This window comes from Pseudomonas sp. MYb13, assembly GCF_002980075.1.
GTDB lineage: Bacteria > Pseudomonadota > Gammaproteobacteria > Pseudomonadales > Pseudomonadaceae > Aquipseudomonas > Aquipseudomonas lurida.
Map to the genome: position 1 here is coordinate 724481 of NZ_PCQI01000001.1, position 23897 is coordinate 748377.

The 23897-nt window shown below is 60.3% G+C and carries 25 protein-coding genes; 16 read left to right on the forward strand and 9 right to left on the reverse strand.

The features are described 5' to 3' along the window. Positions 1-5: 5 nt before the first annotated feature. The 12 genes from CQ002_RS03370 (at position 6) to CQ002_RS03425 (ending at position 12220) form a co-directional block, all read left to right on the forward strand. The gene (locus tag CQ002_RS03370) at positions 6-1118 is read left to right on the forward strand and encodes an ABC transporter ATP-binding protein (RefSeq protein WP_034109634.1); all 1113 of its coding nucleotides are present in this window, start codon (positions 6-8) and stop codon (positions 1116-1118) included. 43 nt (positions 1119-1161) lie between these two features. Continuing rightward, positions 1162-2202, forward strand: coding sequence for an ABC transporter substrate-binding protein (locus CQ002_RS03375; protein WP_034109632.1), 1041 nt, complete (start codon positions 1162-1164; stop codon positions 2200-2202). Positions 2203-2335: 133 nt separating this feature from the next. Continuing rightward, the gene (locus CQ002_RS03380) at positions 2336-3568 is read left to right on the forward strand and encodes an ABC transporter permease (protein WP_034109630.1); all 1233 of its coding nucleotides are present in this window, start codon (positions 2336-2338) and stop codon (positions 3566-3568) included. 12 nt (positions 3569-3580) lie between these two features. Continuing rightward, positions 3581-4405: an ABC transporter permease gene (locus tag CQ002_RS03385; protein WP_017739612.1), complete on the forward strand. Its 825-nt coding sequence runs from the start codon at positions 3581-3583 to the stop codon at positions 4403-4405. Between the two features lie 196 nt (positions 4406-4601). Further along, the gene (locus CQ002_RS03390; protein WP_034109627.1) at positions 4602-5750 is read left to right on the forward strand and encodes an iron-containing alcohol dehydrogenase; all 1149 of its coding nucleotides are present in this window, start codon (positions 4602-4604) and stop codon (positions 5748-5750) included. Positions 5751-5834: 84 nt separating this feature from the next. Continuing rightward, a complete protein-coding gene (gene rpe, locus CQ002_RS03395) occupies positions 5835-6509 on the forward strand; it encodes a ribulose-phosphate 3-epimerase (protein WP_105162955.1) in 675 nt (224 codons plus the stop codon). Continuing rightward, positions 6506-7324: a phosphoglycolate phosphatase gene (locus tag CQ002_RS03400; RefSeq protein ID WP_034109625.1), complete on the forward strand. Its 819-nt coding sequence runs from the start codon at positions 6506-6508 to the stop codon at positions 7322-7324. Before rpe ends, CQ002_RS03400 begins: the two co-directional genes overlap by 4 nt. A 70-nt stretch (positions 7325-7394) precedes the next feature. After that, positions 7395-8876: an anthranilate synthase component I gene (gene trpE / locus CQ002_RS03405; RefSeq protein ID WP_069078400.1), complete on the forward strand. Its 1482-nt coding sequence runs from the start codon at positions 7395-7397 to the stop codon at positions 8874-8876. Positions 8877-8885: 9 nt separating this feature from the next. Continuing rightward, complete coding sequence (locus CQ002_RS03410; protein ID WP_034109621.1) at positions 8886-9479, forward strand: aminodeoxychorismate/anthranilate synthase component II; 594 nt, start codon at positions 8886-8888, stop codon at positions 9477-9479. Between the two features lie 9 nt (positions 9480-9488). Further along, complete coding sequence (trpD, locus tag CQ002_RS03415; RefSeq protein WP_010206948.1) at positions 9489-10538, forward strand: anthranilate phosphoribosyltransferase; 1050 nt, start codon at positions 9489-9491, stop codon at positions 10536-10538. Beyond that, positions 10535-11371 carry an indole-3-glycerol phosphate synthase TrpC gene (gene trpC / locus CQ002_RS03420; RefSeq protein ID WP_034109617.1) on the forward strand — a complete coding sequence of 279 codons (837 nt, stop codon included), beginning with the start codon at positions 10535-10537 and terminating at the stop codon, positions 11369-11371. Before trpD ends, trpC begins: the two co-directional genes overlap by 4 nt. Positions 11372-11524: 153 nt before the next feature. Then, the gene (locus CQ002_RS03425) at positions 11525-12220 is read left to right on the forward strand and encodes a lipoate--protein ligase family protein (RefSeq protein ID WP_098467456.1); all 696 of its coding nucleotides are present in this window, start codon (positions 11525-11527) and stop codon (positions 12218-12220) included. On the opposite strand, the gene crp is transcribed toward CQ002_RS03425, so the two are convergent. Beyond that, complete coding sequence (gene crp, locus CQ002_RS03430; protein WP_034109612.1) at positions 12217-12861, reverse strand: cAMP-activated global transcriptional regulator CRP; 645 nt, start codon at positions 12859-12861, stop codon at positions 12217-12219. The two genes, CQ002_RS03425 and crp, sit on opposite strands and share 4 nt — an antisense overlap. Before the next feature lie 245 nt (positions 12862-13106). Between crp and CQ002_RS03435 the strand changes: the two genes are divergently transcribed. Then, on the forward strand, positions 13107-13529 hold the full coding sequence (locus CQ002_RS03435) for an OsmC family protein (RefSeq protein ID WP_005792019.1): 423 nt from the start codon (positions 13107-13109) through the stop codon (positions 13527-13529). Positions 13530-13601: 72 nt separating this feature from the next. Here CQ002_RS03435 and coq7 read toward each other — a convergent pair whose 3' ends face one another. The 6 genes from coq7 to hemJ form a co-directional block, all read right to left on the reverse strand. Next, the gene (coq7, locus tag CQ002_RS03440) at positions 13602-14249 is read right to left on the reverse strand and encodes a 2-polyprenyl-3-methyl-6-methoxy-1,4-benzoquinone monooxygenase (protein WP_034109609.1); all 648 of its coding nucleotides are present in this window, start codon (positions 14247-14249) and stop codon (positions 13602-13604) included. Positions 14250-14368: 119 nt separating this feature from the next. Then, a complete protein-coding gene (locus CQ002_RS03445) occupies positions 14369-14707 on the reverse strand; it encodes a histidine triad nucleotide-binding protein (protein ID WP_010206940.1) in 339 nt (112 codons plus the stop codon). Positions 14708-14753: 46 nt separating this feature from the next. After that, entirely contained in the window at positions 14754-15542 is a 789-nt protein-coding gene (locus CQ002_RS03450) for an SDR family oxidoreductase (protein WP_105162954.1), read from the reverse strand. Between the two features lie 63 nt (positions 15543-15605). Then, complete coding sequence (locus tag CQ002_RS03455; protein WP_034109605.1) at positions 15606-16568, reverse strand: DUF805 domain-containing protein; 963 nt, start codon at positions 16566-16568, stop codon at positions 15606-15608. A gap of 68 nt (positions 16569-16636) precedes the next feature. Next, complete coding sequence (locus CQ002_RS03460) at positions 16637-17599, reverse strand: nitronate monooxygenase family protein (protein WP_010206937.1); 963 nt, start codon at positions 17597-17599, stop codon at positions 16637-16639. 24 nt (positions 17600-17623) lie between these two features. After that, complete coding sequence (hemJ, locus tag CQ002_RS03465) at positions 17624-18052, reverse strand: protoporphyrinogen oxidase HemJ (protein WP_034109603.1); 429 nt, start codon at positions 18050-18052, stop codon at positions 17624-17626. Positions 18053-18188: 136 nt separating this feature from the next. Here hemJ and argC point away from each other — a divergent pair, with 136 nt between their 5' ends. Together argC and erpA are read left to right on the forward strand one after the other, a co-directional pair. Then, on the forward strand, positions 18189-19223 hold the full coding sequence (argC, locus tag CQ002_RS03470) for an N-acetyl-gamma-glutamyl-phosphate reductase (protein ID WP_034109601.1): 1035 nt from the start codon (positions 18189-18191) through the stop codon (positions 19221-19223). A 165-nt stretch (positions 19224-19388) separates the two neighbouring features. Further along, positions 19389-19739 (forward strand): iron-sulfur cluster insertion protein ErpA, encoded by a 351-nt coding sequence (gene erpA, locus CQ002_RS03475; protein ID WP_003176443.1) that lies wholly within the window; start codon positions 19389-19391, stop codon positions 19737-19739. A gap of 87 nt (positions 19740-19826) precedes the next feature. Here erpA and CQ002_RS03480 read toward each other — a convergent pair whose 3' ends face one another. Beyond that, positions 19827-20918, reverse strand: coding sequence for an anhydro-N-acetylmuramic acid kinase (locus CQ002_RS03480; RefSeq protein ID WP_105162953.1), 1092 nt, complete (start codon positions 20916-20918; stop codon positions 19827-19829). 3 nt (positions 20919-20921) lie between these two features. Beyond that, positions 20922-22340, reverse strand: a complete 1419-nt coding sequence (locus tag CQ002_RS03485) for a peptidoglycan DD-metalloendopeptidase family protein (RefSeq protein WP_034109596.1) — start codon at positions 22338-22340, stop codon at positions 20922-20924. Between the two features lie 209 nt (positions 22341-22549). On the opposite strand from CQ002_RS03485, the gene tyrS reads away from it, so the two are divergent. Continuing rightward, on the forward strand, positions 22550-23749 hold the full coding sequence (tyrS, locus tag CQ002_RS03490) for a tyrosine--tRNA ligase (RefSeq protein WP_034109594.1): 1200 nt from the start codon (positions 22550-22552) through the stop codon (positions 23747-23749). Positions 23750-23897: the final 148 nt, after the last annotated feature.

The window sequence follows — 23897 nt, forward strand, 5'->3', positions numbered from 1 at the left end:
CGGGTATGAGCGAGGTGGATACAAATGATGTGCTGGTCAGCTTTCGTGGCGTGCAGAAGAGCTACGACGGCGAGAACCTGATCGTCAAAGACCTCAACCTGGAGATTCGCAAGGGCGAGTTCCTCACCCTGCTTGGGCCGTCAGGTTCCGGCAAGACCACCAGCCTGATGATGCTCGCCGGCTTTGAGACCCCAACGGCTGGCGAAATCCAGTTGGCCGGTCGCTCCATCAACAACGTGCCGCCGCACAAGCGCGACATCGGCATGGTGTTCCAGAACTACGCACTGTTCCCGCACATGACCGTCGCCGAGAACCTCGCGTTCCCGCTGTCCGTGCGTGGCTTGAGCAAGACCGATATCAGCGAGCGGGTCAAACGCGTGCTGAGCATGGTTCAGCTCGACGCCTTCGCCCAGCGCTACCCGGCGCAACTCTCTGGCGGCCAGCAACAGCGTGTGGCCTTGGCCCGTGCATTGGTGTTCGAACCGCAGTTGGTGCTGATGGACGAACCTCTCGGCGCCCTCGACAAGCAACTGCGCGAGCACATGCAGATGGAGATCAAGCACCTGCACCAACGCCTCGGCGTGACCGTGGTGTACGTGACCCACGACCAGGGCGAAGCGCTGACCATGTCTGACCGGGTGGCGGTGTTCCACCAGGGCGAGATCCAGCAGATCGCTGCGCCGCGCACGTTGTACGAAGAACCGAAGAACACCTTTGTCGCCAACTTCATCGGCGAGAACAACCGCCTCAACGGTCGCCTGCACAGCCACTCTGGCGAGCGTTGTGTAGTGGAGCTGGCGCGGGGTGAGAAGGTCGAGGCGTTGGCCGTGAATGTGGGTCAGGTCGGCGGCCCCGTGACCCTGTCGGTGCGTCCGGAGCGCGTCAGCCTCAATGGCTCCAGCGAAAGCTGCGTCAACCGCTTCTCCGGGCGGGTGGCGGAGTTCATCTACCTGGGCGACCACGTGCGCGTGCGCCTGGAAGTCTGCGGCAAGGCCGACTTTTTTGTGAAACAACCGATTGCCGAGCTGGACCCAGCCCTGGCGGTCGGCGATGTGGTACCGATTGGCTGGCAAGTCGAGCACGTTCGCGCTCTCGACCCACTTCTAGAGGCGAATTGATCGCCCCCTGGCTTCACCAACCCTGCACGTGGAGAGAACAACAATGTTGAGTTCCTTGAAGTATTCCGTTTTGGCATTGAGCTTGATGGGTGCGACACAGGCCATGGCAGGCCCGGACCTGACGGTCGTGTCCTTCGGCGGCGCGAACAAGGCGGCCCAGGTCAAGGCCTTCTATGCACCGTGGGAAAGCGCGGGCAATGGCAAGATCGTCGCCGGCGAGTACAACGGTGAAATGGCCAAGGTCAAAGCCATGGTCGACACCAAGAGCGTGTCCTGGGACCTGGTGGAAGTGGAATCGCCAGAACTGTCCCGTGGCTGCGATGAAGACATGTTCGAGCCTCTGGACCCGAAACTGTTCGGCAACACCGCCGACTACGTGAAGGGGGCGATCCAGCCATGCGGCGTGGGCTTCTTCGTGTGGTCGACCGTGCTGGCCTATAACGCCGACAAACTGACCTCTGCGCCAACCAGTTGGGCGGATTTCTGGGACACCAAGAAATTCCCCGGCAAGCGTGGCCTGCGCAAAGGTGCCAAGTACACCCTGGAATTCGCCTTGATGGCCGACGGTGTAGCGCCGAAGGACGTCTACAAAGTGCTGGCCGGTAAAGATGGCCAGGACCGTGCGTTCAAGAAACTCGACGAGCTCAAGCCGTCGATCCAGTGGTGGGAAGCTGGCGCACAACCGCCGCAGTACCTGGCCTCGGGTGACGTGGTGATGAGCTCGGCCTACAACGGCCGCATTGCCGCCGTGCAGAAAGAAAGCAACCTGAAGGTGGTGTGGAACGGCGGCATCTACGACTTCGACGCCTGGGCCATTCCCAAGGGCCTGGCCAAGGACCGTGCCGAGGCTGCGAAGAAATTCATTGCCTTCTCGGTGCAGCCGCAGCAGCAGAAGACCTACTCGGAAAACATCGCCTACGGCCCGGCCAACACCCAAGCCGTACCGTTGCTGGCCAAGGACGTGCTGAAGGACATGCCGACCACCCCGGAAAACATCGCCAACCAAGTGCAGATCGATGTGAGCTTCTGGGCGGATAACGGTGAGCAACTGGAGCAGCGCTTCAACTCCTGGGCGGCTAAATAACCAGCAACACCGCTAAATCCGTGTGGGAACCGGTAAGTGTGGGAGCGGGCTTGCTCGCTCCTACACAAGCCCGGTCCACATGGGATCTGTTGTGTTGGGCAGATTGCATTCATTTTCACACTCGGAGTTTGCCATGGCTATCGCCATTCCTGGCCCCACCCTCAAGCAGCGCTTGGCGCGTGCCGAGCGGCTCAATCGCTGGAAGGCCCAAGCCTTGATTGCACCGCTGGTGCTGTTTTTGCTGCTGGTGTTCCTGGTACCCATCGTGGCGTTGCTGTTCAAGAGCGTCGGCAACCCGGAAGTGGTGGGCGGGTTACCGCGTACCGTGGTCGCGGTGACGGCTTGGGACGGCCGCGGCCTGCCGGGCGAGCCGGTGTACCAGGCCCTCAGTGAGGATCTGGGCGAGGCGCGCAAAAACCAGACGCTGGGCGATCTGTCCAAACGCTTGAACATGGAACTGGCCGGCTACCGCAGCCTGCTGACCAAAACCGCGCGGGCGCTGCCGTTCAGCGAAGCGCCTGGCTCTTATAAAGAAGCGCTGGAAAGCCTCGACGAACGCTGGGGCGACCCGGCGTACTGGCAGGCGATCCGGCGTAATACCAGCAGCCTGACACCCTTCTACCTGCTGGCGGCCGTTGATCACCGTATCGACGACCTCGGCGAAGTAGCGCCGGCCACGCCCGACCAGGCGATCTACCTGGATATCTTTGCCCGCACGTTCTGGATGGGCCTGGTGATCACGGCTGTCTGCCTGCTGCTGGCCTATCCCTTGGCCTACCTATTGGCCAATCTGCCGGCGCGCAAGAGCAACCTGCTGATGATCCTGGTGTTGCTGCCGTTCTGGACCTCAATCCTGGTGCGAGTGGCCGCGTGGATCGTGTTGCTGCAATCGGGCGGACTGATCAACAGTGCCCTGATGGGCATGGGCTTGATTGATAAACCGCTTGAATTGGTGTTCAACCGCACCGGGGTCTACATCTCCATGGTGCACATTCTGCTGCCGTTCATGATCCTGCCGATCTACAGCGTGATGAAGGGCATCTCGCCCACCTATATGCGTGCGGCCATTTCCCTGGGCTGCCATCCGTTCGCCAGCTTCTGGCGCGTGTACTTCCCGCAGACCTATGCCGGTGTGGGCGCTGGCTGCCTGTTGGTGTTCATCCTGGCGATTGGTTACTACATCACCCCGGCACTGCTGGGCAGCCCGAACGACCAGATGGTCAGCTACTTCGTGGCGTTCTACACCAACACCAGCATCAACTGGGGCATGGCGACCGCACTGGGCGGCTTGCTGCTGCTGGCGACCGTGGTGCTGTACCTGATCTACAACCGGCTGGTGGGCGCCAGTCGCCTGCGCCTGAGCTGAGGAGACCTTGCGATGCTGAGCCCTTATATGTCGCCCGTTGAGCGGGTGTGGTTCTACAGTTTGCGGATCCTCTGCGGCTTGATCCTGTTGTTTCTGATACTGCCGGTGCTGGTGATCATCCCGCTGTCGTTCAACAGTGGCAGTTTCCTGGTGTACCCGCTGCAAGGCTTCTCGCTGCACTGGTACCAGGATTTCTTCGCCTCGGCCGAGTGGATGCGTGCGCTCAAGAACAGCATCATCGTCGCCCCGGCGGCCACGGTGTTGGCCATGGTCTTTGGCACCCTGGCGGCGATCGGCCTGACCCGCGGCAATTTCCCCGGCAAGGCCCTGGTGATGGCATTGGTGATCTCGCCGATGGTGGTGCCGGTGGTGATCATCGGCGTGGCCAGTTACCTGTTCTTTGCGCCACTGGGCCTGGGTAACAGTTTTTTCTCGTTGATCGTGGTGCATGCGGTGCTGGGCGTACCCTTTGTGATCATCACGGTGTCGGCCACGTTGCAGGGGTTCAACCACAACCTGGTGCGCGCGGCTGCCAGTCTCGGGGCCTCGCCCCTGACGGCGTTTCGTCGGGTGACCTTGCCGTTGATTGCACCGGGGGTGATCTCCGGGGCGCTGTTTGCATTCGCCACGTCGTTCGATGAAGTGGTGGTGACGCTGTTCCTCGCCGGCCCTGAGCAAGCGACCCTGCCGCGCCAGATGTTCAGCGGCATCCGCGAAAACCTCAGCCCGACCATCGCGGCGGCAGCGACCTTGTTGATTGCCTTCTCGGTGTTGCTGTTGCTGACCCTTGAATGGCTGCGAGGCCGTAGCGAGAAACTGCGCACCGCCCAAGTGTAACGGTCGGAACCGGATCAACTGTGGCAGCTGGCTTGCCTGCGATAGCATCACCTCGGTTTGCCTGTAACACCGAGTCGCCCGCATCGCAGGCAAGCCAGCGCCCACATTGATCGTGTCATTCAGAGGGTGAATAGTTCACAACCGAAAATCCCCAGCTACTCTTGTGCCAGCCCATCATTGATAAGAGGCCGCGCACATGAGTACCTCCTCATTCAAGATCGCCCACAAACTGCTCACCGGCGCTGGCGCCATCGAACAACTGGCCGCTGAGCTCACGCGCCTGGATGTGGATAACCCGCTGATCGTCACCGATGCCGCGCTGGTCAAGTCCGGCACCGTGGCGCTGGCCCTCGAACACCTGGGCGAACGCACCTACGAGATCTTCGACCGCGTATTGCCCGATCCGGAAATCGCCATCGTCGAAGACTGCATGCGCGTCTACCGTGAGGGCGGGCATGACGGCTTGATCGGCGTGGGCGGCGGCAGTGCCATCGATATCGCCAAAAGTGTTGCCGCCTATGCCGGGTATCACGGTGCGCTGGCGGATTTGTTCGGCGTCGATCAGGTGCCGCGCAAGGGGCCGCCGCTGATTGCCATCCCGACCACGGCCGGCACCGGTTCGGAGGTGACCAATGTGGCGATTCTCTCCGACAAGGCCGCGCAGCTGAAAAAAGGCATCGTCAGTGACTTCCTGCTGCCGGATGTGGCGTTGATCAGCCCGCAAATGACCCTGACCTGCCCGCGCAGCGTCACCGCCGCCAGTGGCGTCGATGCATTGGTGCATGCCATCGAATCCTACCTGTCGCTGAATGCTTCGCCGATCACCGACGCCTTGGCTATCGGCGCTATCAAGTTGATCGCCAATGCGTTGCCCAAGGCCTACGCCAACCCAGCCAACCTGCAGGCCCGCGACGACATGGCCACCGCCAGCCTCATGGCTGGGATGGCGTTCGGCAATGCCGGGGTCGGCGCGGTGCATGCATTGGCCTATCCCCTGGGCGGGCGTTTCAATATTGCCCATGGCGTGAGCAATGCGCTGTTGCTGCCTTATGTGATGCACTGGAACAAGCTCGCCTGCGTGGAGCGCATGCAGGACATTGCGCAGGCCATGGGCGTGAATGTCGCCAGCTTGAGCGTCAACGATGCCGCCGACCAGGCGGTGGAGGCGATGACGCGACTGTGTGCCGCCGTCGAGATCCCGGCTGGCCTGCACAGTTTTGGGGTTCCCGAGGACGCCATCCCCGGCATGGCGGTGGAGGCGGCGGGCATTGAGCGGTTGATGCGCAACAATCCGCGCAAGCTCAGCGCGGCCGATATCGAGAAAATCTATCGGGCGGCTTACTAACCGTTGAGTTAGGTCACGGTGCGCGCGACAAAGCATGAGGTATACAATGCGCGCCATCGTGATTTAGCTCAAAAAAGGTGCGTCATGCAGCCCTTCGTCATTGCTCCATCGATTCTCTCCGCCGACTTCGCCCGCCTGGGTGAGGAAGTGGACAAGGTGTTGGCCGCCGGTGCCGACTTCGTACACTTCGATGTCATGGACAACCACTACGTGCCCAACCTGACCATCGGCCCGATGGTCTGTGCCGCCCTGCGCAAGTACGGCGTCACTGCGCCGATCGATGCGCACCTGATGGTCAGCCCGGTGGATCGCATCATCGGCGACTTCGTTGAAGCCGGTGCGACCTATATCACCTTCCACCCGGAAGCCTCGCTGCACGTCGACCGCACCCTGCAACTGATCCGCGAAGGCGGCTGCAAGGCGGGCCTGGTGTTCAACCCGGCCACGCCGCTGAGCGTGCTGGAGTACGTGATGGACAAGGTCGACATGATCCTGCTGATGAGCGTAAACCCGGGCTTCGGCGGGCAGAAGTTCATCCCCGGCACGCTGAACAAGCTGCGCGAAGCCCGCGCGCTGATCGATGCCTCGGGTCGTGACATCCGTCTGGAAATCGACGGCGGGGTCAACGTCAACAATATCCGCGAAATCGCCGCGGCGGGCGCCGACACCTTCGTGGCTGGCTCGGCGATCTTCAATGCGCCGGACTACCAGGAGGTCATCGACAAGATGCGCGCCGAACTGGCGCTGGCGCGTCCATGAGCGGCTTTGAGCAGCTGTTCCCCGGCAAATTGCCACGGCTGGTGATGTTCGATCTGGACGGTACCTTGATCGACTCGGTGCCTGACCTGGCGGCGGCGGTGGATGAAATGTTGCTCAAGCTGGGGCGCAAGCCGGCCGGGATCGATTCGGTGCGCGAATGGGTCGGCAACGGTGTGCAGATGCTGGTGCGCCGGGCCTTGGCCAACAACATCGATGCTGAAGGCGTGGACGAGGTCGAGGCCGAACACGCCCTGGAACTGTTCAACGCCGCCTATGAGGGCGACCACGAACTGACCGTGGTGTACCCGGGCGTGCGTGACACCCTCAAGTGGCTGAGCAAGCAGGGCGTGGAAATGGCCCTGATCACCAACAAGCCGGAACGCTTCGTCGCGCCGCTGTTGGACCAGATGAAAATCGGCCGTTATTTCCGCTGGATCATCGGTGGCGACACCCTGCCGCAGAAAAAGCCCGACCCGGCGGCACTGTTCTTCGTGATGAAAATGGCCAATATCCCGGCTTCGCAGTCGTTGTTTGTCGGCGATTCGCGCAGTGATGTGCAGGCGGCGAAGGCCGCGGGCGTGCAGTGTGTGGCGCTCAGCTACGGTTATAACCATGGTCGGCCGATTGCCGAAGAGTCGCCGGCAATGGTGATTGATGACCTGCGCCTGTTAATCCCCGGTTGCTTGGGAGCTGGCGCTGAGATAACGTTGCCCGACACCGATCCGTCCCCTTCTGGAAATGCCATCGTGGTGGTCACCCGCAAACTCTGGATGAAAGTCATCAAGGCCCTGGCCCGCTGGCGTTGGCGCGCCTGACTGATCCTGGCCGCGCTCTGCGGCACGTTTGCATACCTGACTGTTAGACCCTCAAGCCACGAGGCATATGATGACCCGCGAAGAATTCCTGCGTTTGGCCGCTGCCGGCTATAACCGCATTCCCCTGGCCTGCGAAACCCTGGCCGACTTCGACACGCCGCTGTCGATCTACCTGAAACTGGCCGACGAGCCCAACTCCTACCTGCTCGAATCGGTACAGGGTGGCGAGAAGTGGGGCCGTTACTCGATCATCGGCCTGCCGTGCCGCACAGTGCTGCGTGTACATGACCACCATGTGAGCATTACCCATGATGGCGTCGAGATCGAAAGCCACGATGTCGAAGACCCACTGGCGTTCGTCGAAGCCTTCAAGGCGCGCTACAACGTGCCGACCATTGCAGGGTTGCCGCGCTTCAACGGCGGCCTGGTGGGTTACTTCGGTTACGACTGCGTGCGTTACGTGGAAAAGCGCCTGGGCAAATGCCCGAACCCGGATCCGCTGGGTGTGCCGGATATTCTGCTGATGGTTTCCGATGCGGTCGTCGTATTCGACAACCTCGCCGGCAAGATGCACGCGATCGTGCTTGCCGACCCGTCCCAGTCCGATGCGTTCGAGCAAGGCCGGGCCAACCTCGAAGCACTGCTGGAAAAATTGCGCCAGCCAATCACCCCGCGTCGCGGCCTGGACCTCAGCCGTCCGCCTGCGGCCGACCCGGTGTTCCGCTCCAGCTTTACCCAGGATGACTATGAGCGTGCGGTCGATACCATCAAGGAATACATCCTTGCCGGTGACTGCATGCAGGTGGTGCCGTCGCAACGCATGTCCATCGACTTCAAGGCCGCGCCGATCGATCTGTATCGCGCATTGCGCTGCTTCAACCCGACGCCCTACATGTACTTCTTCAACTTTGGTGACTTCCACGTGGTAGGCAGTTCGCCGGAAGTACTCGTGCGCGTCGAAGACAACCTGATCACCGTGCGCCCGATCGCCGGTACTCGCCCGCGGGGTGCGACCGAAGAGGCCGACCTGGCGCTGGAAGAAGACCTGTTGAGCGACGACAAGGAAATCGCCGAGCACCTGATGCTCATCGACCTGGGCCGTAACGACACCGGGCGTGTCTCCGAAATCGGTTCGGTGAAGCTCACCGAAAAAATGGTGATCGAGCGTTATTCCAACGTGATGCATATCGTGTCCAATGTCACCGGCGAGCTGAAAGCCGGCTTGACCGCGATGGACGCACTGCGCGCGATTCTGCCGGCGGGCACCTTGTCGGGTGCGCCGAAGATCCGCGCGATGGAAATCATCGACGAGCTGGAGCCGGTCAAGCGCGGTGTCTACGGCGGCGCCGTGGGTTATTTCGCCTGGAACGGCAACATGGACACGGCCATTGCGATCCGCACCGCCGTGATCAAGGACGGAGAGCTGCACGTGCAGGCCGGTGGCGGGATTGTCGCCGACTCGGTGCCGGCCCTCGAATGGGAAGAAACCCTGAACAAGCGCCGCGCGATGTTTCGCGCCGTGGCGCTGGCTGAACAGACCCCCAATTCTTGAGGTTTCCCCATGTTGCTGATGATTGATAACTACGATTCCTTTACCTACAACGTCGTGCAATACCTGGGAGAGCTCGGTGCCGAGGTCAAGGTGGTGCGCAACGACGAACTGACCGTGGCCCAGATCGCTGCCCTGAACCCGGAGCGCATCGTGGTTTCTCCAGGCCCGTGCACGCCGACCGAGGCGGGTATTTCCCTGGAAGCGATCCAGTATTTCGCCGGCAAGCTGCCGATCCTGGGTGTGTGCCTGGGCCACCAGTCCATCGGCCAGGCCTTTGGCGGTGACGTGGTGCGTGCGCGCCAGGTGATGCACGGCAAGACCAGCCCGGTGTTCCATAATGATGTGGGCGTGTTTCACGGCCTCAACCTGCCGGTGACGGTGACCCGCTACCACTCGCTGGTGGTCAAGCGCGAAACCCTGCCGGAATGCCTGGAACTGACCGCCTGGACCCAGCTGGAAGACGGCTCGGTCGACGAGATCATGGGGCTGCGCCACAAGACACTGAATATCGAAGGGGTGCAATTTCATCCCGAGTCGATCCTGACCGAGCAGGGCTACGAGCTGTTCGCCAACTTTCTCAAGCAGAGCGGCGGCACGCGCTAAGGACTTTCCATGGATATCAAGACTGCCCTGAGCCGTATCGTCGGCCACCTGGACCTGAGCACCGCTGAAATGAGCGATGTGATGCGCGAGATCATGACCGGTCAATGCACTGACGCGCAGATCGGCGCGTTCATGATGGCCATGCGCATGAAGAGCGAGAGCATCGACGAGATCGTCGGCGCCGTATCGGTGATGCGCGAGCTGGCGGACAAGGTTGAGCTCAAGACCCTCGACGGTGTGGTCGACGTGGTCGGCACCGGCGGTGACGGTGCGAACATTTTCAACGTCTCGACCGCCTCTTCTTTTGTCGTCGCGGCGGCGGGTTGCACCGTGGCCAAGCACGGTAACCGTGCGGTATCTGGCAAAAGCGGCAGTGCCGATCTGCTCGAAGCGGCCGGCATCTACCTGAACCTGACGCCGGTTCAAGTGGCGCGCTGCATTGACAGCGTCGGCATCGGCTTTATGTTTGCCCAATCCCATCATGGTGCAATGAAGCACGCCGCCGGCCCGCGCAAGGACCTCGGCCTGCGCACGCTGTTCAATATGCTCGGCCCGCTTACGAATCCGGCCGGTGTGAAACACCAAGTGGTGGGCGTGTTCAGCCAGGCCCTGTGCCGGCCATTGGCCGAAGTGCTGCAACGCCTGGGCAGCAAGCATGTGCTGGTGGTGCACTCCAAGGATGGCCTGGACGAATTCAGCCTGGCGGCACCGACCTTCGTGGCGGAGCTCAAGAATGACCAGGTCACCGAATACTGGGTCGAGCCGGAAGACTTGGGCATGAAGAGCCAGAGCCTGCACGGCCTGGCCGTGGAAAGCCCGGCGGCATCACTGGAACTGATTCGCGATGCCTTGGGGCGTCGCAAGACCGAGAATGGTCAAAAAGCGGCTGAGATGATTGTTCTGAATGCGGGCGCGGCACTTTACGCGGCGGACCATGCCTATAGTCTTAAGGAAGGTGTTGCCTTGGCCCACGATGCACTGCACACCGGTCTGGCTCGTGAGAAGCTCGAAGAGCTTGGAGCATTCACCGCGGTATTCAAGATGGAGAATGAAGGATGAGTGTGCCGACCGTTCTGGAAAAGATCCTCGCTCGCAAGGCCGAAGAGGTAGCTGAGCGCCGCGCCCGCGTCAGCCTGGCGGAGCTGGAAAGCCAGGCCAAGATCGCCGACGCGCCTCGCGGTTTTGCCAATGCCTTGATTGCCCAGGCCAAGCTCAAACAGCCGGCGGTGATCGCCGAGGTCAAGAAGGCCTCGCCGAGCAAGGGCGTGATTCGCGAACACTTCGTTCCTTCGGACATTGCCGTCAGTTACGAGAAGGGTGGGGCGACTTGCCTGTCCGTGCTGACCGATATCGACTACTTCCAGGGTTCCGACCTGTTCCTGCAGCAAGCCCGCGCCGCGTGCAAGCTGCCTGTGATCCGCAAGGACTTCATGGTCGACCCGTACCAGATCGTCGAAGCGCGCGCCTTGGGCGCCGACTGCGTGCTGTTGATCGTTTCCGCATTGGACGACGTGAAGATGGCCGAGCTGGCAGCAGTCGCCAAAAGCGTCGGCCTGGATGTGCTGGTGGAAGTGCACGACGGTGATGAGCTGGAACGCGCACTGAAAACCCTCGACACACCGCTGGTCGGGGTGAACAACCGCAACCTGCACACCTTCGAAGTCAGCCTGGAAAACACCCTCGACCTGCTGCCGCGCATCCCGCGTGATCGCCTGGTGATTACCGAGAGTGGCATCGTCAACCGTGCCGATGTGGAACTGATGGAGATCAGCGGCGTGTATTCGTTCCTGGTGGGCGAGACCTTCATGCGCGCCGAGAACCCGGGAGCAGAGCTGCAGCGCCTGTTCTTCCCGGAGCGTGGCGTGGCGGTCAGCGGTTCGACCCTGGACTGACTCAAGCGCGGTAATGTCAGGGCTGGCGTGTGTGGGAGCTGGTTTGCCTGCGATAGCATCACCTGGGTGCCCTAGATACACCGAGGTGCCTGCATCGCAGGCAAGCCAGCTCCCACAGTTGATTCTGTGTTTATCCAGATAAATAGGTGCTCGATGATCCAGCCAATGTCGATGACTGTCGAAGCAGGTCTTGCTGCCGAGCAAGAACTGCTCGCTGCCGTCTGCGCCGGTGATCAGGAATTCGGCCTGCTGTTCTGGCAACCCAACGACCAAGCCTTGGTGATGCCGCGCCGCCTGAGCCGCCTGCCGGCGTTCGAAGCCGCCAGCCAGGTCTCGGCTGACGCCGGTTGGCCGGTGTTGCTGCGGGAAACTGGTGGTGAGCCAGTGCCGCAGTCGAGTGCTACCGTCAACATCGCCTTGGTCTACGCACCGCCGCGCAGCGAAGGTGACCAAGGCCGCATCGAAACCGGTTATCAGCGTTTATGCCAGCCGATCTGCGATTTGCTGATCGAGTTGGGGGGCGACGCCTCCGTCGGTGAAATCGATGGGGCGTTTTGCGACGGCCGTTACAATGTCAATCTCAACGGTCGCAAGATGGTCGGCACTGCCCAGCGTTGGCGCCAAAGTGGTGGCCGTCCGGTGGGGTTGGTGCACGGTGCCTTGTTGCTGGAGAACGACCGCGTGGCGTTGATCGCGGCGGTCAATCGGTTCAACGAAGCCTGCGGTCTCGACCAGCGGGTTCGCGCTGACAGCCATATCGCCTTGCACGAGGCATTCCCAGCGCCGGATGCGATCAGCCGGCTGGATACCTTGTATCGTCAACTGTTAGCCAGCTTCCTGCCGGGTTAACGGGTACCGAACACCACCATTGTCTTGCCTTTGACGTGCACCAGGTTGCGCTCTTCCAGGTCTTTTAACACACGACCGACCATTTCCCGTGAACAGCCGACAATGCGCCCGATTTCCTGGCGTGTGACTTTGATCTGCATGCCATCGGGGTGAGTCATGGCATCGGGCTGTTTGCACAATTCCAGAAGGCAGCGGGCGACGCGACCGGTGACGTCGAAGAATGCCAGGTCGCCGACCTTACGGGTGGTGTCCCGTAGGCGTTGGGCAATCTGGCCGCTCAGGGCGTAGAGAATGTCGGGATCCTGCTGGGCCAGTTCGCGGAATTTGGCATAGCTGATCTCGGCCACTTCACATTCGACCTTTGCCCGCACCCAGGCGCTACGTTCCTGTTCCTTGCCGGCTTGTTCGAATAGCCCCAGTTCCCCAAAGAAATCCCCGGTGTTCAGGTAGGCGATGATCATTTCACGGCCATCTTCGTCCTCGATCAGGATAGTGACCGAGCCCTTGATGATGAAGAACAGCGTTTCGGAGCGTTCACCGGCGCAGATGATGTTGTGCTTGGCCGGGTGGCGACGGCGCTGGCAATGCATCAACAGCTTGTCGAGATTCTTGATCTTGGGTATGGGAGTAAGAGCAACCATGGTTGTGTCCCGAAAAGACTGCGCAGGTAGTTGGAGTTGTTGTACGCATCGGTATCGGCATTGATACACGATGGATAAAGGGTGGCAATACGCCATCGATTTGGCGCCAGCTTAACAGACACATTCTGTCTCGATTAGCCAAATTTCCGCGTAAACCCTGCTATTGATCGCTTTTGTCGGAAACGCTGACCCACGCGAGCCCTGTGCTAAGCTGGCGACCCTTTTTTAGCAGTGGAGTCTGGGCGATGAAGGCACGCATCCAATGGGCGGGCGAAGCCATGTTCCTCGGTGAGTCGGGCAGTGGCCATGTTGTGGTCATGGACGGTCCGCCGGAAGCCGGTGGCCGTAACCTGGGTGTACGCCCGATGGAAATGCTCCTGCTTGGTGTGGGCGGTTGCAGCAATTTCGACGTGGTCAGTATCCTGAAAAAGTCTCGCCAGGCCGTGGAAAGCTGCGAAGCCTTCCTGGAAGCCGAGCGCGCCACTGAAGACCCCAAGGTATTCACCAAGATCCACATGCATTTTGTGGTGAAGGGGCGGGCGCTCAAAGAAGCCCAGGTCAAGCGTGCGATTGAGTTGTCGGCTGAGAAGTACTGCTCGGCGTCGATCATGCTCGGCGCGGCGGGTGTGGCCATCACCCACGACTACGAAATCATCGAGTTGGGTTGATCGCTCAATCGACGGGCAAAAAGAAAGGGCGCTGTGATAGCGCCCTTTTTTTTGCCTGTGGATTCGATGCGGCTAGATTCTATAGGTGCTTTTGGTCATGACCTTCGCCAACACACTCATGCCAAACCTGACTGGCGCCGGGAAGCGGAAGCCGCCAGCATCCAGTGCGCTTTCTGCGTGATGCGCTTCATCAACACGCATCTGTTCAAGGATGGCCCGGGATTTTTCGTCTTCGGCCGGCAGTTGCTCCAGATGCTCGTCCAGGTGCTTGCACACTTGGTGTTCGGTCGCCGCGACAAACCCCAGGCTGACTTTGTCGCTGATCAAGCCGGCAGCAGCGCCGATTCCAAACGACAAACCGTAAAACAGCGGGTTCAGTACGCTGGGGTGGCTGCCCAATTGGCGGATGCGTTGCTCGCACCAGGCCAGGTGGTCGATTTCTTCCTCGGCCGCATGTTCCATGGCTGCGCGCACCTGCGGCAGCTTGGCGGTCAGCGCCTGCCCCTGGTACAGCGCCTGGGCACAGACTTCGCCGGTATGGTTGATGCGCATCAGGCCGGCGACGTGGCGAGTATCGGTCTCGCTCATCTGCGCGTCGGGCTGCACGATGGCAGGCGAGGGGCGATACGGTTGGCCGCTGAAGGGCAGGAGTGTGCGCATGGCCATGTCGGCCTGCAGCAACAGACGGTCAATCGGCGAGTAGTGACGTTGGGTAGTCATGCTGACCTCCGGGAAGAATCTCGGCGGCCAGTTTACCGCAAGAGAGGGGGAAGCGTTTGCACTGAGTCAGGGGCATGGGGTCGCAGCCCTGAGGCGGTGACCCTTGTCCTTGGGGGGGATCAGCCCGGCGGCCAGTTCATCTGGCGCTGACCCAGCACATGCATATGGATGTGATAAACGGTCTGCCCGCCCTTCGGGTTGCAGTTCATCACCACCCGGAAGCCTTCCTCGCAGCCTTGCTCCACCGCCAGGCGCTGGGCGGTGAACAAAATATGACCTGCCAGGGCTTTGTCTTCTTCAGTCAGGTCATTGAGCGTGGGGATATGTTTCTTCGGAATGACCAGGAAATGCACAGGCGCCGCCGGATGGATGTCCTTGAAGGCCAGGACCTGGTCATCTTCGTAGATGATATCCGCGGGTATTTCTCTGTTGATGATCTTGGTGAACAGAGTATCCACAGCTGTTTCTCCATTATGAATGTGCAGGGTGAGTGTACTCAGCCGGTCAGCGCGGGCAATAGGCCTTGTTGATGGCGCCAGCGATCTTGCGGGTCAGCCAGCGTGGGCTCAAGCGAGGGCTGAAGACGATCCAGCGGTTGCGTCGGCCGGGAATGATGATGGCCTTGTTCTTTTCCAGCGCCCGCACAGTGTAGAGCGCCACTTCTTCGGGGCTCATCAGTTGTTGGCTGCGGTCGAGCTTGGCGGTGTCCATTTGCGCGGTGCCGAAGAATGCGGTGCGTGTTGGGCCGGGGCACAGGACCGAGACCTTGATGCCACAGGTTTTCAACTCTTCACGCAAGCCTTCGGAGAAGTGCAGTACGTAGGCCTTGCTGGCGTAGTAAGTGCTCATCCACGGGCCAGGCTGGAACGCCGCGACGGACGCCACATTGAGAATTTGCCCGCCGCCGTGCAGCGCCATGGTGTTACCGAGCGCGTGGCACATACGGGTCAGGGCCAGGATGTTGACCTCCATCAGGTCCTGTTCGGTCATCCAATCCTGGGCCAGGAACGGGCCGCTGGTGCCGATGCCGGCGCAGTTCACCAGCAGGTCTATCTGTCGTTCGCCCTCTTCAAGTTCCAGCAGGAACCCGGACAAGCGCAATGGCTCGCCGAGGTCGCAGGCCCGAAACAGCACCTCGACGCCAAAGCGCTGGGTCAATTCGATTGCAATGTTTTCCAACTGATCACGCTGGCGGGCCACCAGAATCAAGCTGCGGCCGCGACGGGCCAGTGCTTCGGCCAAGGCCAGGCCGATGCCGCTGGAGGCGCCGGTGATCAGAGCGTAACGGGTCATGCCTTTCTCCATCGCCACACCGCCGAGCCTGCGACAGAGGCATCGCAGGCCGGTGGTGTTTCTTTACTGTTCTGGAGAGTCTACAGGTTCGCTCGCTTCGTCAGCACTCTGCGCTTCGTCTTCTTCTACGGTCGCGCCTTGGTCGGCGTCTTCATCGGAGGTGATGGAGCTGCTTTCGTAGCCGCTGTCCATGTTGGCTTCGAGTTGGTTCAGGTAACCGTTCATGCCCAGGGTCACCACGATGGCCAGCATGATCGGGATAAACGCCAACCACAGCGTGGCCAGGACTTTTACCGCGGTGGAGTTGCGGGGTGGTGGCGCGCCGTATTGGTTGGCGCCCGCGTTCCCCGGCAATACCAGCAACAGGATCGGGAAGACACTGTTCACCAGCGGGACGAGGTTGAGGAAGTACAGCCAGCCGGACCAACCCAAGTCGTGCAGGCGCTGCACGCCGATCTGTACGCTGACCCAGACAAGTGCAACAAACAAGGCGAGACCCAGCAGTACCCCGAGGATCATGCCCGCGGTTGGCGAGGCGGTAGCCACGGCAAAGCTGACTGTGCTGATGATGCCACCTGCGACCAGCATCGCAAGGGTCAACACCAGGGTCCAGGCCAGGTAGCGCAGACGACCGATACGCCCGTGAATAGTGAAAACCTTGAGGTCGGCGTATTCCGGCAGGTTCTCACCTACCGCAGCGCGCGGTGGTGCGTAGGGCGAGGCGGCCGGGCGAGAAAAGTCGGACGCGCTGGAGCCGGTTTCATGGGTTTCGGCGAGGTTGAAGGCCACGGGTTGCTCGGCTTCGATGCGCGCATCGACGCCGGCGTTTTTCAACGCGGTGAGGTAGGTTTCGGCGTCCGGGCGGGACAGGTCGCGCTTGAGTGCCACCGTGCGGCCGGTAAAGAGCTTCTCGATGGCTTCGACTTCGCTCTTGAACAGCTCGGCCAGGTTCAGTTTGGCAGTGGTGCTTTCGACACCCGGGAGCAAGGCGCCATCAAACACAATCTTGAAACGGTTGTCGCTCATGCGGGCTTCCTTGTCACTTATTCAGGGAGGAGTGCAGGCCTGCGCAATCGGCAGGCCTTACGGTTGGTTCAGCGTGGCCAGCGCAGTTGCGCTGCCTGTTCGCGTGCCTTGCGGTATTCGGCATCCAGGCGGGCAACCAGTTCATCGACGCTGGGTAAATCATCGATTTCACCGACACCTTGGCCGGCAGACCATACAGTCTTCCATGCCTTGGCCTCGTCGCTCAATGGCTTGAGCTTGGAACCAAAGTTGACCTCGCCTTTGCCCTGCAGGGCTGCGAGGTCGAAACCGGCGTTTTCCAGGCTCTGGCGCATAAAGCTGGCGGGCACGCCGGAGACAGCAGGAGTGTGCACGATGTCGGCAGCGCGCGATGTGAGCAGCATCTCTTTATACGCATCCGGGGCATGGCTTTCGGTGGTGGCAATAAAGCGTGTGCCGAAATAGGCCAGGTCGGCCCCCAACAACTGGGCGGCGAGAATCTCGTGCCCGTGGTTGAGGCACCCGGCCAGCAGCAGGGTCTTGTCGAAGAACTGGCGGATTTCGGCAATCAGCGAGAACGGGCTCCAGGTGCCGGCGTGGCCGCCAGCGCCGGCCGCTACGGCGATCAAGCCATCCACGCCGGCTTCGGCAGCCTTCTCGGCATGGCGGCGGGTAGTCACGTCGTGGAACACCAGGCCGCCGTAGCTGTGTACGGCATCCACCAACTCTTTGACGGCGCCCAGGCTAGTAATGACGATCGGCACTTTGTGTTCGACGCAAATCGCCAGGTCCGCCTCCAGTCGCGGGTTGCTGTTGTGCACGATCAGGTTGACGGCGTAAGGCGCGGGGTTGTCCAACTGCGCCAGGCCCGCTTCGATTTCCTCCAGCCAGGCCTTGAACCCGCTGCTTTCGCGTTGGTTGAGTGCCGGGAAACTCCCGACCACCCCATTGCGGCAGCACGCCAGGACCAGTTGTGGGTTGGAAATCAGAAACATCGGCGCCGCCACGACGGGCAGGCGCAGACGTTGTTCGAGCAAAGCGGGCAGCGACATTGGAGGTACCCCGAGTAATTGAAATTAGAACGGTTTGACCACGACCAAAATTACGATAGCCAGCAATATCAGAACGGGCACTTCATTGAACCAGCGATAAAAGACATGGCTGCGGGTGTTTTCGCCACGGGCAAAACGTTTTACCTGCGCGCCGCACATGTGGTGGTAGCCGATCAGGAACACGACCAGCGTCAGTTTGGCGTGGATCCAGGCGCCTGATTGAAAGATGGCGGGGTTCAGTGCGATCAGCCAGATACCGAATACCAGGCTTGCCACCATCGCCGGGCCCATGATGCCGCGGTACAACTTGCGCTCCATGACACTGAAACGTTCCTTGCTGACGCTATCCTCGCTTTGGGCGTGGTAGACGAACAGGCGTGGCAGGTAGAACAGCCCGGCAAACCAGCAGACGATGCTGACGATGTGGAAGGCTTTGATCCATAGATAGAGCATTTCTAGTTATTCCCAGGTTCACGGTAACTGAAGATAGTAGTGGCTCATGCGCCCGTACGTCACGTTGACGGTTGTCGCAGGACGATACGGCCCCTATTATCGACGGCTTTCCAGTGGGTTCGTTGAGGGCAGGTTTATGGTCAAGGTCGGTATCGTCGGCGGCACGGGTTACACCGGTGTCGAATTGCTGCGTCTGTTGGCTCAGCATCCGCAAGCTGAGGTGGTAGTCATCACCTCCCGATCCGAGGCCGGCCTGGCCGTGGCCGATATGTACCCCAACCTGCGAGGCCATTACGATGGCCTGGCGTTCAGTGTTCCGGACATCAAGACCCTCGGTGCGTGCGATGTGGTCTTCTTCGCCACGCCTCACGGTGTTGCCCACGCATTGGCCGGTGAGCTGCTGGCCGCTGGTACCAAGGTGATCGACCTGTCCGCGGACTTCCGTCTGCAGGACGCCGATGAGTGGGCCAAGTGGTACGGCCAGCCGCACGGTGCGCCAGAGTTGCTGGAGGAGGCGGTGTACGGCCTGCCGGAAGTCAACCGTGAGCAGATCAAGCAAGCGCGCCTGATCGCGGTGCCAGGTTGCTATCCAACGGCAACACAACTGGGTTTCCTGCCACTGCTGGAAGCCGGGTTGGCTGATGCGTCGCGCCTGATCGCAGACTGCAAGTCGGGTGTGAGTGGCGCCGGTCGTGGTGCGGCGGTAGGTTCGCTGTACTCCGAGACATCGGAAAGCATGAAGGCCTACGCGGTAAAAGGGCATCGTCACTTGCCGGAAATCCGCCAGGGCCTGCGTCGTGCAGCCGGTAAAGACGTGGGCCTGACCTTCGTGCCACACCTGACCCCGATGATCCGCGGCATTCACTCCACGCTATACGCCACTGTGGCTGACCGTTCGGTTGACCTGCAGGCGCTGTTCGAAAAGCGTTATGCCAACGAACCGTTCGTCGACGTGATGCCAGCCGGTAGCCATCCAGAAACCCGCAGCGTGCGCGGCGCCAATGTGTGCCGGATTGCCGTGCACCGTCCCCAGGATGGCGACCTGGTCGTGGTGTTGTCGGTGATCGATAACCTGGTCAAGGGCGCGTCGGGCCAGGCGGTGCAGAACCTGAACATCCTCTTTGGCCTGGACGAGAAGCTCGGCCTGTCCCACGCGGGCATGCTGCCTTAAGGCTTTCCGGCTGTTGCGCAAAAGGCCCGTTGATCGGGCCTTTTGTGTTTTTAATGGCGGCTGTGCAGATTGATATACCGTAACAATAGTTGACCGCTTTTCTAGGAGAAGCGGATAATACCGGCCATTACGCATATGGCGGCGTTACGCCGGGAGATTATCAGCATGAGCGTTGAATCCTTCACCCCCACGGCTTTGCAATTCACCCACGGTGCTGCGCACAAGGTGAAGAGCCTGGTCGATGAAGAGGGTAATGATCGCTTGAAGCTGCGCGTATTCGTTACGGGCGGCGGTTGTTCAGGGTTTCAGTACGGTTTTACCTTCGATGAAGATGTGGCCGATGATGACACCATCGTTGAGCGCGAGGGCGTAAGCCTGGTCGTGGACCCGATGAGTTTCCAGTACTTGGCAGGTGCCGAGGTGGATTACCAGGAAGGTCTGGAGGGTTCGCGCTTTGTGATCAAGAACCCTAACGCTACGACCACCTGTGGTTGCGGGTCTTCGTTCTCGATCTGATCGATAGCCTGATCTACAGCGGATACAAAAACGCCGCTTGGCTTTGTAGGCCAAGCGGCGTTTTACTGTGTGCAGCTTATTGGCGCCTCAGGCCGGGTAAATCGCGCCCAGTACCCGAAGCCCGTGTGCGCCTGTGACGCTTGGGCGGTTGGCGGCGATGCCTTCGAGGCAGCAATGGGCCAGCCACGCGAAAGCCATCGCCTCGACCCAGTCCGGGTCCACGCCGTAGGTGGCGGTGCTGCTGACGTGGGTTGAAGGTAGCAGGGCTGCCAGGCGCTTCATCAACGTGGCATTGTGAGCGCCACCGCCACACACCAGTAGGGTTTCTGTCTGGGGTTGGGCAAACTGCAGCGACTCGACGATGGTCAGCGCGGTCAGCTCCAGCAGCGTGGCCTGCACATTCTGAGGCTCGAATGCAGGCAGGCGGCCAAGGTGTTGATGCAGCCATTCCAGGTTGAACACTTCGCGGCCAGTGCTCTTGGGGCCCTTGGTCACGAAGAATGGGTCGCTGAGCAGGGCGTTGAGCAACTGAGGCTCGACCTGCCCGCTGGCCGCCCACTGGCCGTCGCGATCAAAGTGTTCGCCGCGTTGTTGGTGAATCCATGCGTCCAGCAGGACGTTGCCCGGGCCACAGTCGAAGCCGGCTACCGGTTTGCCGGTCTCGATCAGGCTGAGGTTGCTGAAACCTCCCACATTCAATACCGCACGATTGCCGGTGTGCTCGCCAAACAACGCTTCATGGAAGGCAGGGACCAGCGGGGCGCCCTGGCCGCCGGCGGCGACATCGCGGCTGCGAAAATCGCTGACCACGGTGATGTTCGTCAGCTCGGTGAGCAAGGCTGGGTTGCCTATCTGCACCGTAAAGCCACGGGCGGGCTCATGGCGGATGGTCTGGCCATGACTGCCAATCGCGCGAATATCCTGGGGCTTGAGGCGTTGCTGGTCGAGTAAGGCGTGAATGCCTTGTGCGGCCAGTCTCACCCATTTCTGCTGGGCGATTGCCGAGCGGGCGATCTCATCCGGGCCGCTGGCGCACAGCGCGAGTAGCTCAGTGCGCAGGGTGTCTGGCATGGGGATGTAGTGCGTGGCGATCAGCTTGATCGCAGGGTCTTGCTCGATCAAGGCGATGTCCAGGCCATCAAGGCTGGTCCCGGACATCACACCTATATAGAGCGGCATACCTTAACGCTTCGCCGAAGCCAGCAGGGTGGAGCGCTCTTGATCCATGCGCGCCATCAATGGCTGGCTCTGTTGCATGAAGCGCGCGCGCTCGGACTTGGCGATCGGGTCGGCCATTGGCAGTTTCTGGCCCAGCGGGTCGACGTGTACGCCATTGACCTGGAACTCATAGTGCAAGTGCGGCCCGGTGGACAGGCCGGTGGTACCGATATAGCCGATCACCTGGCCTTGCTTCACTGTGCCGCCGGTCTGCACGCCCTTGGCGAAGCCCTGCATGTGGCCATACAGCGTACGGTAGGTGTTGCCGTGTTGGATGATCACGGTATTGCCATAACCACCCCGACGCCCGGCCAACAGCACTTTGCCGTCGCCGGCTGCCTTGATCGGCGTGCCGCGTGGGGCGGCATAGTCGACGCCTTTATGGGCGCGAATTTTGTTCAGAATTGGATGCTTGCGACCCATGGAAAAACGCGAGCTAATACGAGCGAAGTCCACGGGGGTACGGATGAAGGCTTTGCGCATGCTGTTGCCGTCGGCCGTGTAGTAGCTGCTGTTGCCTTGTTTGTTGGTATAGCGCACGGCGGTGTAGGTCTTGCCGCGGTTGGTGAAGCGTGCAGAGAGAATGTTGCCCGTGCCGACAACCTTGCCATTCGCGACTTTCTGCTCGTAGATCACATCGAATTCATCGCCTTGGCGGATGTCCTGGGCGAAGTCGATGTCGTAGCCGAACACGCTGGCCATGTCCATGGTCATGCTGTGGGACAGGCCGGCGCGGGCAGCTGATTGTGACAGCGAGCTGTTGATGACGCCGTGGACGTAGGCGGAGCGCATCACCGGTTTGGTGGTGATGCGGTTGAAGGCAAAGCCTTTGGCGCCTTTTGTCAGGGTGATGCTTTCGAGGTCGCTGACATTGCTGTGCAGGTTGTGCAGCTGGCCGTCAGGCGTCAGTTCGAATTCAAGTTTCTGGCCGTGCTTGAGCTGGGTGAATTGCTTGGCTTGCTTATCACTGGCCAGTACTTCATTGACGGTGGCAGCGGGGAGACCGACTTTTTCGAACAGGGTCGACAGCGTGTCGCCCTTGGCCACGATCACTTCGCGGTGTTGAGGGTTCTTGGCCGCGTCAGCGACTTGCGCTGGCTGGTCCTGGACGGCTTGCTGGGTATCTTCGGGGCTGCTTTCTATCTGGGCGAACGGCGATTCGGTAGGTGCGTTTGTGGCTTGTTGCGCGTCGGAAGCGTCTTGATCTTGTGTCAGTTGTTCAACTGGACTTTCCAGGTCAAGGCTCAGGGATGTTCGTTTGGCTTCTACGTCACTGGAAGGGAATACCAGGAGTGCCAGGCTGAGAAGGGCGGCGATACCACTTGCGGCGAGCAGGTGGGTCTTCGGGTAAAGCGGCGGCGCTTTAGACGGTTCAGTGGTCATAGGTAATTTTGACTTTGAAGATGAAATGGAAAAGATGAATGACATGATGAAGATGAAATAACTGTATAAAATATAACCAAATCATCTGTGGCGCAAGCTCGCGAACGCTGGGCTTGCTGAACGGTGTCCGTTCGCAGGGCAAAACTTGTAATTAGTCCCTGATCTTGTATGGTTGGTTCCCTTTTGAATCTGAGCCTTGCGGGTCTGTTATGAAGTCGGTTGAAGAGCAGCTAGCGCTGATAAAACGTGGTGCGGAAGAACTGTTGGTCGAGGCAGAGCTGATCGAAAAGCTCAAGCGTGGCCAACCCCTGCGTATTAAGGCTGGCTTTGATCCGACTGCGCCGGATCTGCACTTGGGCCATACCGTGCTTATTAATAAGCTGCGTCAGTTCCAGGAGCTGGGGCATCAGGTCATCTTCCTTATAGGTGACTTCACCGGGATGATCGGTGATCCGAGTGGCAAGAGCGCCACGCGCCCGCCGCTGACCCGTGAGCAGGTCCTCGATAATGCCGAGACCTATAAGACACAGGTATTCAAGATTCTCGATCCGGCGAAGACCGAGGTGGCGTTCAACTCCACTTGGATGGATCAGATGGGGCCGGCGGATTTCATTCGCCTGACTTCCCAGTACACCGTCGCGCGCATGCTTGAGCGTGATGACTTCGACAAGCGTTACTCCACCAATCAACCGATCGCCATTCATGAGTTCCTCTATCCGCTGGTCCAGGGTTATGACTCGGTAGCGTTGCGTGCGGACGTTGAGCTGGGTGGTACCGACCAGAAGTTCAACCTGTTGATGGGGCGTGAATTGCAGCGCGCGTATGGGCAGGAGGCCCAGTGCATTCTGACTATGCCGTTGCTGGAAGGTTTGGATGGCGTCAAGAAGATGTCCAAGTCCCTGGGCAACTATGTCGGTATCCAGGAGGCGCCGGGCGTGATGTACGGCAAGCTGGTCTCGATTCCTGACGCGCTGATGTGGCGTTACTTCGAGTTGCTGAGTTTCCGTTCGATGGATGAGATCAATGCGCTGCGTGCTGATGTAGAAGCAGGTGCCAATCCGCGTGACGTGAAGATCAAGCTGGCGGAAGAGATTGTTGCGCGCTTCCACGGCGAAGAGGCTGCGGCGAATGCTCATCGCGCAGCGGGCAATCGCATGAAGGATGGCGAGCTGCCGGATGATCTGCCCGAGATCGAACTGTCTGCTGCTGAGGCAATGCCGATTGCTGCCGTCCTTAATAAGGCAGGCCTGGTCAAGAACTCGGCGGTCGCGCGTGACCTCCTGGGTTCCGGTGGTGTGCGTGTAGATGGTGAGGTTGTTGATCGCACCTTTATATACGAGCTGGGCGCCACTCATGTTTGTCAGGCTGGGAAGAAGGCATTTGCGCGCATTACGCTCAAATCCGAATAAACCTGAAATTAAGTGTTGACGGCGAATTATATCTGTCTATAATTCGCCCCACTTCCGGCGCAGTCGAAACAGAAAACTCCTTGGTAAACAAGTAGTTACGCAGAATTCGACAGCGAGTTGCTTCAGTTCATCGAAGCCCAGAAGGAGT

Excerpts from the sequence above, each read along its gene's own strand:
- rpe (WP_105162955.1), top strand. The coding sequence starts at position 5,835 with ATGCAGCCCTTCGTCATTGCTCCATCGATTCTCTCCGCCGACTTCGCC.
- CQ002_RS03385 (WP_017739612.1), top strand. The coding sequence starts at position 3,581 with ATGCTGAGCCCTTATATGTCGCCCGTTGAGCGGGTGTGGTTCTACAGT.
- CQ002_RS03450 (WP_105162954.1), bottom strand. The coding sequence starts at position 15,542 with ATGACCCGTTACGCTCTGATCACCGGCGCCTCCAGCGGCATCGGCCTG.
- trpD (WP_010206948.1), top strand. The coding sequence starts at position 9,489 with ATGGATATCAAGACTGCCCTGAGCCGTATCGTCGGCCACCTGGACCTG.
- trpC (WP_034109617.1), top strand. The coding sequence starts at position 10,535 with ATGAGTGTGCCGACCGTTCTGGAAAAGATCCTCGCTCGCAAGGCCGAA.
- CQ002_RS03380 (WP_034109630.1), top strand. The coding sequence starts at position 2,336 with ATGGCTATCGCCATTCCTGGCCCCACCCTCAAGCAGCGCTTGGCGCGT.
- CQ002_RS03400 (WP_034109625.1), top strand. The coding sequence starts at position 6,506 with ATGAGCGGCTTTGAGCAGCTGTTCCCCGGCAAATTGCCACGGCTGGTG.
- CQ002_RS03375 (WP_034109632.1), top strand. The coding sequence starts at position 1,162 with ATGTTGAGTTCCTTGAAGTATTCCGTTTTGGCATTGAGCTTGATGGGT.
- coq7 (WP_034109609.1), bottom strand. The coding sequence starts at position 14,249 with ATGACTACCCAACGTCACTACTCGCCGATTGACCGTCTGTTGCTGCAG.
- CQ002_RS03410 (WP_034109621.1), top strand. The coding sequence starts at position 8,886 with ATGTTGCTGATGATTGATAACTACGATTCCTTTACCTACAACGTCGTG.
- CQ002_RS03435 (WP_005792019.1), top strand. The coding sequence starts at position 13,107 with ATGAAGGCACGCATCCAATGGGCGGGCGAAGCCATGTTCCTCGGTGAG.
- crp (WP_034109612.1), bottom strand. The coding sequence starts at position 12,861 with ATGGTTGCTCTTACTCCCATACCCAAGATCAAGAATCTCGACAAGCTG.
- CQ002_RS03480 (WP_105162953.1), bottom strand. The coding sequence starts at position 20,918 with ATGCCGCTCTATATAGGTGTGATGTCCGGGACCAGCCTTGATGGCCTG.
- CQ002_RS03425 (WP_098467456.1), top strand. The coding sequence starts at position 11,525 with ATGATCCAGCCAATGTCGATGACTGTCGAAGCAGGTCTTGCTGCCGAG.
- CQ002_RS03485 (WP_034109596.1), bottom strand. The coding sequence starts at position 22,340 with ATGACCACTGAACCGTCTAAAGCGCCGCCGCTTTACCCGAAGACCCAC.
- CQ002_RS03370 (WP_034109634.1), top strand. The coding sequence starts at position 6 with ATGAGCGAGGTGGATACAAATGATGTGCTGGTCAGCTTTCGTGGCGTG.
- CQ002_RS03460 (WP_010206937.1), bottom strand. The coding sequence starts at position 17,599 with ATGTCGCTGCCCGCTTTGCTCGAACAACGTCTGCGCCTGCCCGTCGTG.
- hemJ (WP_034109603.1), bottom strand. The coding sequence starts at position 18,052 with ATGCTCTATCTATGGATCAAAGCCTTCCACATCGTCAGCATCGTCTGC.
- trpE (WP_069078400.1), top strand. The coding sequence starts at position 7,395 with ATGACCCGCGAAGAATTCCTGCGTTTGGCCGCTGCCGGCTATAACCGC.
- argC (WP_034109601.1), top strand. The coding sequence starts at position 18,189 with ATGGTCAAGGTCGGTATCGTCGGCGGCACGGGTTACACCGGTGTCGAA.
- CQ002_RS03390 (WP_034109627.1), top strand. The coding sequence starts at position 4,602 with ATGAGTACCTCCTCATTCAAGATCGCCCACAAACTGCTCACCGGCGCT.
- tyrS (WP_034109594.1), top strand. The coding sequence starts at position 22,550 with ATGAAGTCGGTTGAAGAGCAGCTAGCGCTGATAAAACGTGGTGCGGAA.
- CQ002_RS03455 (WP_034109605.1), bottom strand. The coding sequence starts at position 16,568 with ATGAGCGACAACCGTTTCAAGATTGTGTTTGATGGCGCCTTGCTCCCG.
- erpA (WP_003176443.1), top strand. The coding sequence starts at position 19,389 with ATGAGCGTTGAATCCTTCACCCCCACGGCTTTGCAATTCACCCACGGT.